The organism is Paraburkholderia mimosarum LMG 23256 = NBRC 106338 (assembly GCF_000739815.1).
GTDB lineage: Bacteria > Pseudomonadota > Gammaproteobacteria > Burkholderiales > Burkholderiaceae > Paraburkholderia > Paraburkholderia mimosarum.
In genome coordinates this window covers 1-15,692 of sequence record NZ_BBJJ01000105.1, presented here as the reverse complement: position 1 = coordinate 15,692, position 15,692 = coordinate 1, and the positions used below count along the sequence as shown (strand labels likewise).

Annotated in this window: 11 protein-coding genes and 2 pseudogenes; 3 read left to right on the top strand and 10 right to left on the bottom strand. The window is 59.6% G+C overall.

Annotated elements, in window-relative coordinates:
* The 6 genes and pseudogenes from BMI01S_RS33425 to tnpA form a co-directional block, all read right to left on the bottom strand.
* Positions 1-384, bottom strand: a 384-nt coding sequence (locus BMI01S_RS33425; protein WP_042292192.1) for a site-specific integrase, incomplete at its 3' end; no start/stop codon positions are given.
* Positions 381-1,328, bottom strand: coding sequence for a tyrosine-type recombinase/integrase (locus BMI01S_RS33420; protein WP_028232628.1), 948 nt, complete (start codon positions 1,326-1,328; stop codon positions 381-383). The genes BMI01S_RS33425 and BMI01S_RS33420, both read right to left, overlap by 4 nt.
* The gene (locus BMI01S_RS33415) at positions 1,325-2,581 is read right to left on the bottom strand and encodes a site-specific integrase (protein ID WP_028232629.1); all 1,257 of its coding nucleotides are present in this window, start codon (positions 2,579-2,581) and stop codon (positions 1,325-1,327) included. Before BMI01S_RS33415 ends, BMI01S_RS33420 begins: the two co-directional genes overlap by 4 nt.
* A 150-nt stretch (positions 2,582-2,731) precedes the next feature.
* Positions 2,732-4,054, bottom strand: a pseudogene (gene tnpC / locus BMI01S_RS33410) (IS66 family transposase); the annotation flags it as partial.
* Between the two features lie 77 nt (positions 4,055-4,131).
* Positions 4,132-4,479 carry an IS66 family insertion sequence element accessory protein TnpB gene (tnpB, locus tag BMI01S_RS33405; protein ID WP_028232630.1) on the bottom strand — a complete coding sequence of 116 codons (348 nt, stop codon included), beginning with the start codon at positions 4,477-4,479 and terminating at the stop codon, positions 4,132-4,134.
* Positions 4,476-4,883 carry an IS66-like element accessory protein TnpA gene (tnpA, locus tag BMI01S_RS33400; RefSeq protein ID WP_028214424.1) on the bottom strand — a complete coding sequence of 136 codons (408 nt, stop codon included), beginning with the start codon at positions 4,881-4,883 and terminating at the stop codon, positions 4,476-4,478. Before tnpA ends, tnpB begins: the two co-directional genes overlap by 4 nt.
* Before the next feature lie 1,960 nt (positions 4,884-6,843).
* Here tnpA and BMI01S_RS33395 point away from each other — a divergent pair.
* A pseudogene (locus BMI01S_RS33395) lies at positions 6,844-8,032 on the top strand (IS110 family RNA-guided transposase).
* A 762-nt stretch (positions 8,033-8,794) separates the two neighbouring features.
* On the opposite strand, the gene BMI01S_RS33390 reads toward BMI01S_RS33395, so the two are convergent.
* Positions 8,795-9,775: a ParB/RepB/Spo0J family partition protein gene (locus BMI01S_RS33390; protein WP_028214986.1), complete on the bottom strand. Its 981-nt coding sequence runs from the start codon at positions 9,773-9,775 to the stop codon at positions 8,795-8,797.
* Positions 9,772-10,986, bottom strand: a complete 1,215-nt coding sequence (locus BMI01S_RS33385) for a ParA family protein (protein ID WP_028214987.1) — start codon at positions 10,984-10,986, stop codon at positions 9,772-9,774. Before BMI01S_RS33385 ends, BMI01S_RS33390 begins: the two co-directional genes overlap by 4 nt.
* A 652-nt stretch (positions 10,987-11,638) precedes the next feature.
* On the opposite strand from BMI01S_RS33385, the gene BMI01S_RS33380 reads away from it, so the two are divergent.
* On the top strand, positions 11,639-13,045 hold the full coding sequence (locus tag BMI01S_RS33380; RefSeq protein ID WP_028214988.1) for a replication initiation protein: 1,407 nt from the start codon (positions 11,639-11,641) through the stop codon (positions 13,043-13,045).
* Positions 13,046-13,814: 769 nt separating this feature from the next.
* Here the strand turns inward: BMI01S_RS33380 and BMI01S_RS39795 are convergent.
* Positions 13,815-14,477 (bottom strand): transposase, encoded by a 663-nt coding sequence (locus tag BMI01S_RS39795; protein WP_051381572.1) that lies wholly within the window; start codon positions 14,475-14,477, stop codon positions 13,815-13,817.
* Between the two features lie 110 nt (positions 14,478-14,587).
* Here BMI01S_RS39795 and BMI01S_RS43425 point away from each other — a divergent pair, with 110 nt between their 5' ends.
* The gene (locus tag BMI01S_RS43425) at positions 14,588-14,848 is read left to right on the top strand and encodes a hypothetical protein (protein WP_051381573.1); all 261 of its coding nucleotides are present in this window, start codon (positions 14,588-14,590) and stop codon (positions 14,846-14,848) included.
* A gap of 12 nt (positions 14,849-14,860) precedes the next feature.
* On the opposite strand, the gene BMI01S_RS33370 is transcribed toward BMI01S_RS43425, so the two are convergent.
* Positions 14,861-15,692 (bottom strand): IS5 family transposase (locus BMI01S_RS33370; RefSeq protein WP_042292189.1); only part of this gene is annotated, 832 nt, incomplete at its 5' end.

The following is a 15,692-nucleotide window of genomic DNA, read 5'->3' as shown; positions in this document are numbered from 1 at the left end:
CATTGGCTTGTCGGCGCGCTTCATCGGAATGGCCAGAATACGCTGCGCGATAAACAAAGCCGGCGGGCACTGGGACGCCATATACTGCGCAAAACCGCGTATTGCGGCGAGCCTCGCGTTACGACTTCGTACTGAGTTGTGGCGCTCCACTTCGAGGTAGGCGAGGAATCCAACTATGAGGTCTGCGTCGATGTCGAGCAACGTAAGTTGTGCAGCTGACTTGCGGCATTGTTCCTCGGCGTAGCCGAGCAGAAGACGGAATGCATCGCGATATGCCGCGACGGTTCTCGGGCTCGCAGCCTGTTGTTGCATCAGACGCTCGGTAAAGAAGCGCTGGACCAAAGCGGCGAATTCGGCAGGTCGAGCCAACAGGGAATTGTTCATGCTGGAACCCCCTCAGCGTAGCGTTGGAAGCGTTCGCCCGCGAAGTTCATCAGCTCGGGGATGCCAGTAAAGTACCAATAGGTATCGACTACCTTGGCGTGCCCTAGATAGATCGACAATGCTGACTGACATCTCCCTATGTCCTCCTCTTCTCGGTAAAAGCGCAACGCGCTGCGCACGATGAAGGTATGTCGTAGATCATGCAGACGATGACGACGGTAGTCTCCGCGAGGTTTCCAGCCGAGCTGCCTCTCACATATTGCGTGCAACGTGTACAGCATCTGGCGTTGGGTTACCGGCTGACCGCCTTCTCTCCGAAAGAAGCGATCCGAACATCGATCAGGCACAAATCGGTCCCGGAAGTTGGCATACTCCCGCAACTGCCTGGTGACTGTATCGTGCATGGCGACATAGCGGTGCTGATGACATTTGGAGTTGCGGACGTTAAGCACGCCGGCATCGAGATCGACGTCCGCAACAGTCAGGTGAATCGCTTCGGAGATCCGCAATCCTGTCGTCAACAGCAAGCCGAACAACGCGCAACACGTTGCGGGGCGCAAACCTCCTGGTGGCCCAAGCAGGCTGGCTTCAGCCAGCAACGTTCGAATCTCCTGCTCAGTAAAGATATGTGGCACCAGCCGACGGTGTCCGCGACCGAGCAAATTCCTCGGTGGTATGACCGTTGTGGGATCTGTACGCATCTGGAACTTGGCGAAGCCGCGCAGTGTTTCGATACGGCGAGCCCAGCCGATCGAGGAGGCTCGCTTCGAATCGCGAGCCCAGTCCGCTGCGAGATCCAGCGTCAGATGCTCTGCGCGACGCCGATCAGCGAAGCGGGCGAAGGATTCGAGTTGCCTGCCATCAATTGCCAGTTCGAAGCCGAAGCTGCGTCGATACGCAAGATATGCCGCCACACGGGCGGCCCAACCGCCGGTGATGTTCATGTCGTGCTCCCCGGCCACGACAGGGCAACCTCGCGCAGGCGTTCAATATCCACACGAGCGTAGACGCGGGCGGTGTCCAAGCTCCGGTGCCTTAGCAGATCAGCGATCTCCTTGATCGACACGTTTGCCCTCTGCAGACGCGTGGCGGTTGACCTCCGCAGCACATGTGTATTGCAGAACTGATCGTCCAGGTTGCAGCGTGCGAACGCCCGGTTCATAGCGTTGCGAATCGCCGCGACGCTTAACGGAACGCCGAACGGCGCCCGGTGGCGTACAAATATAAATCGACTGTCGGTTGGCGGCCGCCCCGCTCGCAGGTATCGAGCTAAAGCAGCACCCGCTTGTTCAGGCAACGGCATACGTTGCGCACGCTGGCTCTTGGTGTGCTGTAAGGTCACGATGCCACGTCGCCAGTCTATTGCGTCAAGTGTCAGGCGGGTGGCTTCGTCTCCGCGCAGGCCAAGATCAAGGATGCAGCGAGCGATAGCATAGTCGCGCATTCCGGACGGGGTGTTGACGTCAAAGGCCCGCAGGAAATGCTCCAGTTGAATATCCGAGAGTACCTTCGGCGGCTTCCGGTTTGGCCAATTGGCGATCATCGGCAAAGTCGAAATCGCAATGCGAGTATCGTCACCTTGCAAAGCTCGGAATCTCAGATAGCTACGCAGGCTCGTACAGATGACCCCGAGCGAACTGGGTTTCCAGTGTTGCCTGGCAAGGGTGGTCAGAAATGAGTCGACAGCCGGCATCGTCGGATTGATGGACTCAGCGAGGTCATCTGGCGTGCAGCTAGCGAAAAATGCTTCGAGGTGCCGAACACGATAGAGGCACGTCGACCGAGCAAGACCGCACGCGTCGCGCAAATACTCTTGGAAGTTGTGCAACTCGTCTGCCAGTGGCCCCGGCGAGGGTGCGGGGACGACGTCCGCGTAAAATGGCAACGCCAAAAGATGATGCAGTGCTGCGCGCATCTCCCACACAACAGTTCGGCGGGGTTCTGGGCAGCGGCAGACCGGAAGATGACGCTGGACGAAGTGTTCGACAAGCGCATCATCAACATCCGAAGCAGATAGCCGCTGGCTCCTCATCCAGTAGCTGAAATGAGCCAGACATCGGAGATATGCTCCGATAGTACCTCGGGCATAACGTAGTCGTTCCAGCTCACCAATGTACGAATCGATGAACTGGCTCAACGGCCCGTATATCAACCAGTCTCGGCGCGCGAGGCGTTTCAGGCATGCATTGGTGGACATGATGGTCTCCGCAGGCAGGTTCGCGGACTTCATCAGACCACAGATTATTATGCTGAGTTAGAACCCCTCGGCGCTGCTCTCTGGACGCCTTAGAGCTTGGCGCGGATTCGCGGGACGGATCGTTCTCCCCATAATCCCGAAGTGCGCATAACGGCGTCCGATGGCCACACCGCGCAGCGCGCGCTCGACCGCCAGGTTGTCGATCTCCAGTTGTCCATCACCGCAGTAGCGCGTGAGCGCCTCCCACCGGTTCAGGGCATAGAGAATCGCACGGCTCGTGTCGGACTTGCGCGAGAGCGTTTCCAGCATGGCGCCCAGCCACGCATGGAGTCGATCGAGCAGCGGTCGGGCATGGGCTTGCCGATACGCGCGACGCTCATCGGGCGGTTTGCCCCGAACCGCATCCTCGACCCGATACAACGCGCCGATGCGTTCGAGTGCTTCGGTGTTAAATGCGTTGGGTCGTGAGGCATGCAGTTCGTAGAACTGACGGCGTGCATGCGCCCAGCATGCTGCCTCAGCAACGCGGCCCGTTTCGTAGATGGCCTGATAGCCACCATACGCATCGGCCTGCAAGGTGCCGCCGAACGATTCAAGATGCTGCTGCGGATGAATGCCTTTACGGTCGGGACTGTACGCGAACCATACGGCAGGCGGCGTGATGTCACCCGAGTTCCGGTCATCGCGTACGTACACCCACAGCCGCCCGGTTTTGGTCTGGCCGTTGCCCGGCGCGAGCACAGGCACTGGCGTATCGTCGGCATGCAGTTTCGTGGCTGCCATGACATGCCGACGTAGCGCATCAACCAGCGGTTGCACCAGCTTTGCGCCGTGACCGACCCACTTCGCCAGCAGCGAGCGATCCAGTTCGACACCCGCACGTGCGTAGATCACCGACTGACGGTACAGCGGCAGGTGATCCGCAAATTTCGCGACCAGCACATGCGCGAGCAGGCCCGGGCCTGCCAGACCACGCTCAATCGGACGGCTGGGGGCGCTTGCCTGGGCGATGTGGTCGCAGCACGTGCAGACCAGTTTTGGCCGCACATGACGGATCACGCGGAAGCTTGCGGGTACGTATTCGAGTTGTTCGGCGATGTCTTCGCCGAGTTGCTTCATCGCTGCCCCGCACGCGGTGCAGGTTTCTCCCGATTCCGGCAGATACGTCAGCACCTCACGCGGCAGATGTTCGGGCAGCAGCTTGCGACCGACCTGCTCCGGTGCGGTGCGCGGCGTCTTCGGAACCTCGATGGGAGTGGCGCCTTCATCGGCTTCGAGATCTTCCAGACGGAGTTCAAGCTGTTCGATCTGGCGGTCCAGCTTCTCGGAGCTTCGGCCGAACGTCATGCGGCGCAGCTTCGCGATCAGCAGCTTCAGGTGCTCGATCTCGACCTTTGCAGTGGCTACGACGGCCGCGTGCGATTCGACCACGTCCTCCAGATGATCGATACGGGCATCGCGCTCGCGCAGCATCGCCTTGAGTGCTTCGATGTCGTCAGGATAGGCGTTCGCCGAGGTCATTCCTGCAGTTTACGCGGACGCCGGGAGGTTTACAACGCAGAACTGGGCTCGGTTGTGCGAACGGGTTGTCGCCAGTCGATGCCTTCAAGCAGCATCGACAGTTGCGCCTGGCTCAGGCATACGACGCCGCCATCGGCGCGCGGCCAGACGAAGCGCCCGCGCTCCAGACGTTTCATCAGCAGGCACATGCCGTCACCGCTCCACCACAGCACCTTGACCAGATCGCCGCGTCGGCCCCTGAACACGAACACATGACCACTGAACGGATCGCGTTCCAGCACGGTCTGGACCTTCGCGGCCAGGCTGTTGAAGCCTGAGCGCATGTCGGTCACGCCGGCAGCCAGCCAGACGCGCGTGTGGCTGGGCAGACCGATCATGCCGCTGCTCCCGGCATACCGCGCAACATGCGCAGCACCAGCATCAAGGTACTTTCGTCAGGTGCGCCTTCAATACGCACCCGGGCGTTGCCGACACTGATTTCGATAGCCCCCGGTGGTGCTGTGACCGGCGCTGGAATCGATGCCGGTGGCGCGACCCCGGTCACTGCTGCATCGATCTTGACGGGAAGCAGATCAACGGGATCGTATTCACCTGCGTGCAGCGCCCGGCGCCATTTGAACACCAGGTTCGTGTTCAGCCCGTGTTCCATCGCCAGGCGTGCGACCGAAACTCCGGGCTCGCTCGCCAGCCTGGCGATCTCGCGCCGGAATTCGAGCGGATGATTCGGTATGCCTTTGCGGCCAGTTCTCATCGGTGCTTCTGTTGTCAAAGTAGTCCCCACTACTCGATGTGGTGGGGGCTACTCTGGCAACTTCTGATCGGAACGTCGAGACGGTACGGTGGACTCGCTTACTGTTCAGCTACAGCCGCGACCAGATCTACCGCACCATTACCGCACCGGCAAGGGATGCATTGACAATAAGGTAGGCCGCCGTTGCGCAAGCGAATTTGACAAGTAAAGCACTACATATTACGTATCATCCAATACAATCAGTATTCGGATAGATGAAGGACTGGATAGGCTCTAGTTGTTTCCCCGATCTATACCGCTCAGCAGGTATTTTCTCGTGAAACATTGCCCCTAAATTCCTTCAAACGTCCCGTTGTGTAAGGAGTTGAGCCGAATACGCTATCTCTCGTCGAGGTTTCACGCTAGTCCGGTCGCAAAGCGCGCTCATGCAACGATTCGTTTGTTCTCGAATGGCAGCTAGCGCGAAACCGAATGTGCCACCGTAAATAGGGTCATATTAAATTGAACGATTGTATTCGGCCGCAAGATCCGAACCGCTTCTCCCGGCGATAATCACCGGGCGCCTGCGAGTATGGGCCATCACCGAGAAATGGCGAGAGCGGATGACTACTCCTCGCACCGACTAAGCCCGAACCGGAAAAGCCACGCGTCAAACCTGATACTTGATGAGCCGGATACCAAGGTGCACCTCGAGGGCGGGCTCCGCACCGAAAGACCTGGGACAGGAGCGAGGAGACCTGCGGGGCTTGTGTTTCACCGCCGTTCAGAGTGTTCTTCATACCATCGGCGCCTACCTTCATCGCGACCGCGACAAAACTAAGGCCTCTATCAGAGGGAACTGGAATAACTTGTTCCTATGCGCGCAACTGTCGAGCGCGAGCCATGTCTAGGGTGATGTCGATAGCTGCAAACCCTTCGCGGACTTCCTCGCCCCCCTTATCGAACGGGATCAGCATGCCCAAGACACTACCTTTCCTCGCGCCAGCGCCCCGGCGGCAGCCCGCACCGAGGTGGCTCGCGACGAAATCCTTCGCTTTAACCGTATTGCCAACAAGACAGCCATACCCGGTCGTCTCTGTGCGACGTTCTCCGTGGAAGACAGATATTCGACGGGCACGCGCGCGCCAGGTCCTCCCCTCCTTGGTCTTCTGCTCTTACCCCGGAGCCCAAGATGCGTCCGTGCACGTTATAAACCGGCGCGCCGCTCCGTTCTGTCGTTAGGTACATCAGTCGGGCAGCAAGCTCCGCAGTCGCCAAGTGCGGCCCGGTACCTGAGCGCATCGGTTCGAAGGTACGCAATCGCAGCGGGCCGTCTTGTGCAAGGGGAACAAGTGAGGGACGGCATGCTTTCCGTAGCACGCGGTTCGCCCCCTGCGTGCTCGTCGGCCCGACGTGGCCACGGCTTCGACGCGCTGTCATGCGGAGAGGGGCGCTCTTCTCGGCCGTCCTCGTTCCTGCCACAACCGCGAAGGATAAGCATCCAGGCAAGGGCTTGGCGTCGACGGCCTCCCGCCCTGATGACCCACGCTGCTCCGTTTCGCCTGCAGATGAGAGCATCCCGTTCAAGCACGTTCAGCGCGTGGTCGCGCGAGGTGCGCCGCACGCCGTTTGCCACAAGTGGGCCACGGATGCAATCGCGCGCAACGTGCCGCTTGACGTCGTCCACCGCGCTGGAGCACCTGTGTCTCTCAGCACAACGTCCACCGACACACGAGTCGAGCGAAAACGCGGCATCGAAAAAGTAGCAACGGTCGCCAGTGTTGTCTCCTGATTGGCAAGCGTGCGAGCCGGCCTGCCGGACAGAAGGCCGTCTAAGTCCACTAGGTGGCAGAAATCGGGAAATCCTGGCCTTTCTCCACTGATTGCATCAACTTCGTGCGTGTCGTGTCCAACCACCTCTGATGAAATTTAGATCCTATGCGCAGGATATCTGCCCTACCGGCTGATCGATAAAATCAGCCGGTCGACCCCCTGCTACAAGGAGAGCATCATGCGCACGGATCAGACGTTTGCGACGGGTTGCGAGCAACCGGTGCTGGCAGTGTCACTCGAGCTTGCTGCGGCGAAGTGGAAGGTCGCGCTGCATGACGGCCGGCGTGAGCAGCCGGCCGTACACACGGTCGCGCGACCCGAGGCCGGGGCGCGTCTGCAGGCGGTGCTGGACCTGGTCGAGGCCCACCGGGACAAGTGGTTGCTGCCGTCGGGCGCACGGATCGTCGTCAGCTACGAAGCCGGCCAGGACGCGTTCTGGATCTGTCGCGCGCTGCAGGCTCGCCACATCGAGTGCTACGTCGTCGATGCGGCCAGCATTCCGGTCGAGCGCCACAGGCGTCGCGCGAAGACCGACCGGCTTGATGCGATCAAGCTGGTCATCAACCTGCGCGCATGGCTGCGCGGCGAGCGCGAGCGCATGCACGTGGTTCACGTGCCGTCTGCGCAGGATGAAGCGTCGCGCCACCTGATGCGCGAACGCGGGCAACTGCAGAAGGAAGTGCTGCAGCACCTCGACCGCATGCGCAAGCTGCTGGCCACGCTCGGCTGCTGGGAAGACGTCGCTCACCGCACCTTTGCCGAGCGGCTGGCGCGCGGCGAGGTGCGGTGTCACGACGGCGAGCCCCTGCCGCCGGAACTGCGCGAGCGACTGCTGCGCGAGTGCGAACGGCGCGCGTTCTCCGCCCAGCAGCTCGCCATACTCGAGAAGACACGCCAAGCCAGCGTGCCGGCGCCTGCACGCGCGCGCAGCGCCGCCCTGGCGCACCTGAAAGGCATTGGCGAAGTCGGCGCCTCCCGCCTCGCGCTCGAACTTTACTGGCGCGACTTCCACAACCGGCGCCAGGTGGGGGCGTGTGTCGGGCTGGTGCCGCAGCCGTATGACAGCGGCGAAAGCCAGACCGATCAGGGCATCAGCAAGCAGGGCAACCGGCGCGTACGCGCGCTGCTCGTCGAGATGGCGTGGACGTGGCTGCGCTATCAACCCGGTCGTGTGCTCACCCAATGGTTCCACCGGCGCACCCCGGGGCACGGGACCGAACCGACGCGCCCGGCGTATCGCAATCGTCGCGGTGGCGCGGCGCCTTGCGATCGCCCTGTGGCGCTATCTGAAGAATGGCGTGATACCCGAGGGCGCACAGCTGAAGTCAGCTTCAGTTGGCCAGGCATCATGCGGGGCGCAAAACTGAAGGATGGACAAATAACCCGGTTCGAAGAGAACATGCCCGTTCCCGCCGCGGGTTGCTGATGCAACCGACTTTTTAGATGGGGCACGCTCCTGGAGAAATCGCAGCGAAACGCGCATATGGATGAAGCTGGCCCACGCGCCAGCGGATAGAAGTGAGTAGGACACTGGAGTCTTACGTCTTATGCGCGCGATGACCCGGCTTCGGACCACTCAGGGGGGCGTCGAATCCATTACCGCTACTTGCGAACTGGGAGACTCACGAGACATTGGCCCAGGTCCTTCGGGGTGAAACACCTTGACAACTTCCTGCTCATAGAAGCGGCGGGACGCGCAGGAAGCGGCAAGCCGTGAGATTTTCCCAGCTGATAGACAGCACATACGCTGGACTAACAATAGATGCGCAAGCCGATATGCTGACCCTTTGATGCCGTTTGGAACGGGCTCTCAGGCGCGATTAGCGGGGCTACCCTGAGGCCATCGAACTTTGCGCTCGATCGTCGGATCGTTCTTCAAGAAGTGTTCGGATCCGAACAGCGAAGTCACTGATGGCACTCGCAACAGCGGTTCGATGCGCGGTCCCCGCGCGCCGCAGTGGTCGCAAGACGTTCGAGCCACCACCGCCCCGAACACCATTTCGGTTCGATCGCGAAATGCGACTACTTCGAGCAGACTGTTCGGATCCGAACAGTCGCACGGTCACAACGAAATTGCCGCCGAAAAAAAACCTCGCGAGTGGCGAGGCTTCTTATCCGATCGGTACAGCCTACTCCGGCTGTACCGAGAACATTCTCGCGACGGTCTCTCTGAGCGTGCGCTCCTGTTCCTCGGAAATCACACCGGCCTTGAACTTGAAGGTCAGCCCCGAGACATCTTTGGTGATGCTGCCAGCCTGGACATTTCCAGAGAATATCTTGAGGATGCTGCGGCCCGCCGCGTCGCGCGTCGACACCCCGCGAGTCGCTGCCGCCAGAATCGCGGGTGCGATCTTGGACTCAAGGAGATCACCCGCGACTACCTGTGACCACAACTCGGTTAGCGCCTTCAGGCCCGCATCGCCGGTCTTCTTCAATGCGCTCACAATCTCCTGCGCTTGATTTGATTGCAACAACGTCGGCCTCAGGTCTAAGTCACGCTTAACGAAGTCAGGAAGCTCATCGAAGGCAAGATATCGGTAGAGTTCATTTCTGGAAATGCCCATCGTCTTTGCAAGACGGGTCTTATTCGGAAATTCACTCTCCGCGCGGCGGACCGACAATGCAATCTCGTAATCGGAGAGGTCGTCCCGCGTGACGTTCTCTACGAGCGCGAGGGCGGCCATATCCTGGTCAGTGCAGTCAATAACTACACTCTTAATGGTCTCCCGGTTCAGCAGCTTGTGTGCACGCCAACGCCTCTCACCGGCTACCAGCTGATAGGCGTCATCGCCCACTCGACGCACTAGCACCGATTGCAGTAGTCCGGTCTCTTCAATCGAGCGAGCCAATTCATGCAGCTTCGTCTCATTGAATTCGCGGCGCGGTTGCCATGGGTTCGGCGAAATCCCGTTGACCGGCAAATCGGTCCCTACTCCTTTATCCTCAAGTTCCTGGATCCGGATTTGTGCAGCGGTCAAGGCGCTGGTAAGTCCCGGCATGGTTTGCGGACTGCGAGTACCCTTATCAGCCTGTTTCCTCACCGGCGTCATGTCAGCCGGCGACGCCAGCCCTGCAGTCTTGGCCAACAGTTGCTCGCGAATATTGCTCATGCCTCCTCCTTCCAATTCTTAACGAACATATCGTCAAGCCAACGCGCGTACTGCATCAACGGTTGCTTCACCCGCTGAAGCGACTTAGCGGTCGAATGCGTATTCGTGATATCCAGTGCCGTGGAGAATGAGAGGGCCCCACCGCTCATCACCGAGCTTGCCGGGATTTCGAAGGGGTCCAGCCATTTCCCGTAAGCTGTCTGAGCCCATTGCCGAACCACCGGGGCCGAGGAAGTCTTGCCGTAATCCACCTTGGAAAGAAGGATGGAGATGAACTCATAGACCTTGTCTTCCTCGTACGCGAGGAAGTCGCCAGCCACTTCCGAAAATAGACGCCAGAAAGCCATCGAGCTGATGAAGTCTAGATTCTCCGGGACCATCGGCATAACGAGTGCGTCTGCGGCGAGCAAGGCGTTGAGGTTCATATACGAAAGCGATGGCGAGGTATCCATCAGGATGTAGTCGTATTGCGAACGCAGCGGCTCCAGGCCCTCACGAAGCACCGACCAGAACCGAAACCCCTTCATCGTCTTCTGCCGGGCCGGCAACAGAAACTCAGCGCCATACAGGAAGGTGTGCCCCGGGATTATGTCGACGCCATCCCAATAGGTGCTTTGCACCTTCGAACTCAGCCCGCCTTCGATAGACTGGTCATAGATATAAGGAAGGACGGTGTCCTCACCGCTAATTTCCTTCTCTGCATACAGCCCGCACAATTCCGAAGCGGAAGCCTGCGGGTCGAGGTCGATGATGAGCACTTTGCGCCCGAGCAGCGACAAGGCCTGTCCGAGGCAAACGGTCGTGGTGGTCTTCGCAGAACCTCCCTTCAGCTGAGCCGTCGTCAGCACCCGCCCTCGAAAATTGCTGCCCGGTTCGGCGAGTCGCGTTTGATAGATGTCTGAGGCCATTTTTATCCACGTGCGCACTTCGGCAAGCGTGAATGTCCGGCTGCGACCGCTGCCGTTGAGCGTGCCCGACGGAAGCCCTTGGTCCGCCTTTGTCACCAGATACTGAATCTGCTGCCGCGACAGATTGCACATGTCGGCCAGTTCGCTGATAGTAAATATGGGAGCAGTCTTGCGCGGCCGCGGGGCGAGAATCTGCTCGCGCAGGTTGTCCGCGAATGGAGCGAGCTTTTCGGCGAACTCTGCAACCTCGCGCAGGGTCGTGCGACGACTTTCAATAGGGAGGGCGGTAGCCACTGCATCCATTCTGCACTTCTCCGGGTTTTTGACGATGTAGCGCAGAATACACCATTATGTGTAAACAGGGTTGTATGGAGATCAATTTTTTAGCCGACACATCAAGGTTCTGCGCTAGTTGCTTGATTTGCCGTTGAAATCCGAGGGGCGCCTTGAGATTGCGAACGCCCGCGCGCGACGACGCATTCACGCTTCCCCGAGATTGAGCGGGAAAGTAGCGAACACAAAAACCATCCCCGGGAAGCTTTTTGTGCCCGTCTCTCGTCAGTCTAAATTATTCATTGAAATCAGCTAGTTACCCCGCCTCCAAGGCTCTCTATGGGCCGTCTTTTTCAGGTTATCGAGCCCCTATGTTCGTTTGCTTTTCGTAAACAAAAACCAACAAACTAACAAACAGCGATGGGAAAACCCTTTGTTATCAAAGAAAAAGGCTGGGAATAGAGACGGTTTTTGGGAAAACAGGGGTGGTTTTTGTGACGCAGCGGCCAAAAATTGGGTCTGGTTGGGCAGAAATTGTGAGAAGACTGAGCGGTTTTTGGGCGCCAGCTCGAAGGTATGGGGTGGTTTTTGTGCGAGAAGGAGGGCCCCACATCAGGGGTGGTTTTTGTGTTGACAGCCGCAGCTTGGCTGATAGAGTGCCGGCATCAAGCCGAAAGAACGAATGGAAAAGCCGACGCTTCCCGCCACGCCGCATCAACTCGCCCTGGACATCTACGACGACATGTCCGGGAAAGACGCGCGGATAGACCAGGCAGACAGGGACATCGGATATCTCCGAAACAACATCTTCACCCGTGTCGGCGGACTCGGTATCGCTGCGCGCCGCGTGCTCGACGCGGCATATTTCATCGTCGCTTCGAAGGCGCCGGATGAACTCATCGACGACAAGGTCTACACGTTTTCCGAGGACATCAACTACTTTAAGTGGCTGATGCGCTACGATAGTCGCAACCACAGCCATCTTGTCACCCAGATGCGTGCTGCCGCGAAGGCCCGCGTTGAAATCATGACAGCCCCCTCAATCGAGGAGCTAACCGAGAAGGACTCGTGGGGCACGATAAGTCTGCTCGGCGATTGTTACATCGAACGAAATGTGGTTTGCATCCTCCTCTCAGGGCGGGTGATTCGATATCTCATCAGCCCATACAAGGCTCATTGGCTCAGCCTGCGCGATGCTGCAAAGTTCACGCTATCGCTAGCGCGCGCGGTCTATGACCGCCTCATTCCATGCGAGGGCCATGGTGTAACCGAGTGGTTCGCGTACGAGGACGTCCTCGAATGGCCAGGGAAGGTCGGCGCGTCGCGCAGGGTTTTCAAGGAGTTCCGGAAGCATTTCCTTGAACCTGCCGTGCAGCAGCTCAACGAAGAGTCGGATTTTGAAGTCAGCTGGGAAGCGAACGCCGCGCGCGTGTCCGCGGATAAGATGAAACTGCGCTTCCGGTTCACGAAGAAACAGGGCGCGGAAGCTGCGCGCGCAGGCATTCCGGATGAAATGTACCTCGTGCTTCATAACGACTTCGCGTTCAATGAACTGGACTTTCTGCGCCTTGCAAATAATCGGCACACCTGGACGGATGAACGCCTAGCGCAGGCCATCGAATACACGCAGACTAGGCTGGCGCAGGGCAAGGTCACCATCAGCCCCAAGGGCTATCTATTCAAGTCGCTCGAAGGGAACTACCGCATTGGTGGCGCCGAAAAGAAGATGCTTGCATTTCAGTCGCAACAGTCCCAGCATTCGCAGGAGGAAGCGCGCGCTCGTCAATACTCGGAGTCGCAGCGACGAGAAGCTGAGAAAGCCCAGGCTGAAATTGCGGCCGCCAAAGTCCGTTCGGAGGCCGAGGCCGGCAGGGAGTTCTATGAGGCGGCGGACGCCAATATCCGAAAAGAATTACTGCACACGTTTGTGACGGGTCTGCTGCACCAGCGGCAAATGGCCAGGGTTGGCGTGTCGCGTGAGTCGCTCACTACAGAAAACATCCTCACGACAAACCGCCAGATCGCCGAGACTTTCTGCACACACGTCTGTTCGCGCATGAAGAAGGTAATCGACGGGCGCCCGAAGTAACCGAGGCGCGGCCGATCACCGGTTACGCCTTCAAGTTCTGGAGCTGTTGATGCATCACCCCGTGTCTTGTTCGACCTATTGACTCGCGCGTTGAAATTGTACAATTGGCTCGGCTGTCTTCGGTGAGCGGGGACTGTGACGCTGTTGAATTGACCTGTTGGCTACGGAATCCCAAAGAAAATCGACCTCCCAAGCTGTTGCGCGCGCCTGCTTGTGCCACGCCGTTGCCGCATTTTCGCGTCGAACGTCATTCGGACATGAATCGTTCCGCAAAGGCGTTGTTGCCCGATTTGCTGAAGCGTTCTTTAAACGGGTGCAAGAGCCATTACGAAACCTTCGGAAAAGCTGGCATGCCATCGAAGGTTCTGGGTAAGCCGGCCGCATTGGACGAAGCCTCGGCAATGAAGTCGCATCCGATACTCGGTGCACAACTGCATCATGGATTACCAATCTGCTTTAGGACTCCAAACTTTTTTCAATCTTTGCGGACGTTGTGCACAGCCATCACGAACGTTGCGATGGAACCGGCTATTTCAGACCGGCTGGACGGAGAGGCAATTCCCGCACCTACAAGAGTTCACGTTCTAAAACGAAGTCGTGGAGGCAACTATCAACGGAGGGAGCTCCCAGCTCGAGCCTCAAATGGTTCTCTTGTTTCTCTCCATAGTCGGACCCCAACGCGGATGACAGAACGAGACCGCGTCGGCGATCGTCCCGCGGATAACAAGGGGGGGCGCACGGCAATGCCCTCAACTTAAGCCCGATTGCATCACGCGAGTTTGTAGGCGAGGTGGAAATGGGGTTTGGCCTTTGGGGGTGGCCTGGGATAGGAGCGTGAGGGCTGTATGCGGCATCGGGTGCGGTGGATCACTGCAAGAACCGCGGGCAGCCTCTCCAGGCAGCGCGCGATACGCGGAAGGCAGCCACTGAGGATCGGCTTGAGTGCGCCCAGCGCGTAGAGCCGGTTAGGACGACTGTCCAATGCCTCCTCGCGCGGCACATCAAGATCGCTGAGCAAGGTGCACAGGTTGTCAGCAAGGATTTTTGCGCCGAAGTCCTGCTGCAGGGCCAGATAGTCCAGACCCGTGACGGCCTCCAGTCGCAGCCGGCACTTCAGGCGTTTGAACGCTTCCTCCACGCGCCAGCGCTGATGATAGAGCATACCGAATGCCGCAGCGCGGTAGCGCCGCGCATCAAGCAGGGAAGTCATCAGCACACGCACGCGGCCGCTGGGGGTGACGTCGCGAATCAGGCGCACCGTGCTGGGCGAGCGCGCCAGTTCATAGTCGCAGGCATCCTGCTCGCTGGGCGCCGCCAGCGTCACTACGCGCTCGGCTTCGCCGCTGCGCGCAAACGCGGTGACGCATTTCCAGTTACAGGCATCGACGCGCACGCAGAACGCAATGTCACGCTGCACGAGCGCAGCCACCATCGTGTTGCCGATGTAGCCGCGATCGAGAGATCGAGCAGCAGCAGATCGCTACTCGGCTGCAGTGTGTCCAGCGCCTCGAACAGCATCTGCCGCTCAGCGCCGTCGGCGGGATGAAGCGCGGCGTGCAGGGTCAGTTCGGCCCCCGGCAGGAACAGCGCAAACGCGTAGTGATCGGCGCACAGTTCATGGCCGCGACGCGTGCCCACGCGCAGACGGCTGCCATCGGCGGCAGCCAGGCGCAGGCCGTGCCAGCGCATCGAATCGAGATGGCGTTGGGCAAGTGCAATCAGGCGGGCACGGGCCAGTTCGAACAGATCGGCCGAGAGTCCCCGACGCGCCTTACTGAGTCGGACCTGAATAATTCGTTTTGAGCGGCGCGGCCATCATGCCGTGAAGACGACAGTGGGCGAGCGGTTGCGCAAAGCGATCAGAATGAGGGCGTAAAAAAGCCGCAGCTTTCTGAGGATCATGCGCAGGTTGTGGCCGGCGCCGCACAGCACCGCGTGCATCGCATCGCCGAGTGCGCCTTTGAGCCAGTTCCGATCGAGTTTGCCGTCGGCCTTCATGTGACCGATGGCGGGCTCGATCGCGCTTCGTCGTCGGATCATCGCGCGCAGGTTCCGCGTAATTCCACGTCGCAATCCCGGGTGATAGATCTTCACGCCATCGACGGCGACACCCTTGTAGCCTCGATCAACAACGGCCACTTCCGGCTTCACGTCGCTTAGGATTGCCGCCTGCTCCAGTGCCTCGGCCAGCGTATGGCCGTCATACGGATTGCCCGGCATCGAGCGCGCTCCGATCACGAGCCCTTCCTTGTGGGTCGTCGTGATCGACACCTTGACGCCGAATTCGTACGGCGTGCGCGCTTTGCCCTTGGCCAGGCACTCAACTTCCGGCGCATGCAAGGCGTACAGCTTGTTCTTGTCCTTCTGCTTTTGCGACAGGATCCGCCTGGTGCGACCGACCAACTCTGTTAGCGCGCCGCGTCCGGCGTCACTAACTGAATCGAGCTGACGCTCCACATCACGCATCACCCGCCCAACGCGCGAGCGCAACGTGCGCAGCGCCTTCTTCATGCGCTTGTACTGCTTCGCATGCGCGTAGCGGCCAATCTGACGCGCCAGGTGCGGCGCCCCGCGATTGTAGTTCTGCCGCAGCTTCAATCCATGCCGTGCCGCAGCCTTCACCAGATGTTCGCGACACCGCTCGAGC

Bases quoted from the DNA above. Each gene is read 5' to 3' on its own strand.
- BMI01S_RS39795 (WP_051381572.1), bottom strand. From the start codon at position 14,477: ATGGTGGCTGCGCTCGTGCAGCGTGACATTGCGTTCTGCGTGCGCGTC.
- BMI01S_RS33420 (WP_028232628.1), bottom strand. From the start codon at position 1,328: ATGAACATCACCGGCGGTTGGGCCGCCCGTGTGGCGGCATATCTTGCG.
- BMI01S_RS43425 (WP_051381573.1), top strand. From the start codon at position 14,588: ATGAAGCGCGGCGTGCAGGGTCAGTTCGGCCCCCGGCAGGAACAGCGC.
- BMI01S_RS33380 (WP_028214988.1), top strand. From the start codon at position 11,639: ATGGAAAAGCCGACGCTTCCCGCCACGCCGCATCAACTCGCCCTGGAC.
- tnpB (WP_028232630.1), bottom strand. From the start codon at position 4,479: ATGATCGGTCTGCCCAGCCACACGCGCGTCTGGCTGGCTGCCGGCGTG.
- BMI01S_RS33415 (WP_028232629.1), bottom strand. From the start codon at position 2,581: ATGTCCACCAATGCATGCCTGAAACGCCTCGCGCGCCGAGACTGGTTG.
- BMI01S_RS33385 (WP_028214987.1), bottom strand. From the start codon at position 10,986: ATGGATGCAGTGGCTACCGCCCTCCCTATTGAAAGTCGTCGCACGACC.
- BMI01S_RS33390 (WP_028214986.1), bottom strand. From the start codon at position 9,775: ATGAGCAATATTCGCGAGCAACTGTTGGCCAAGACTGCAGGGCTGGCG.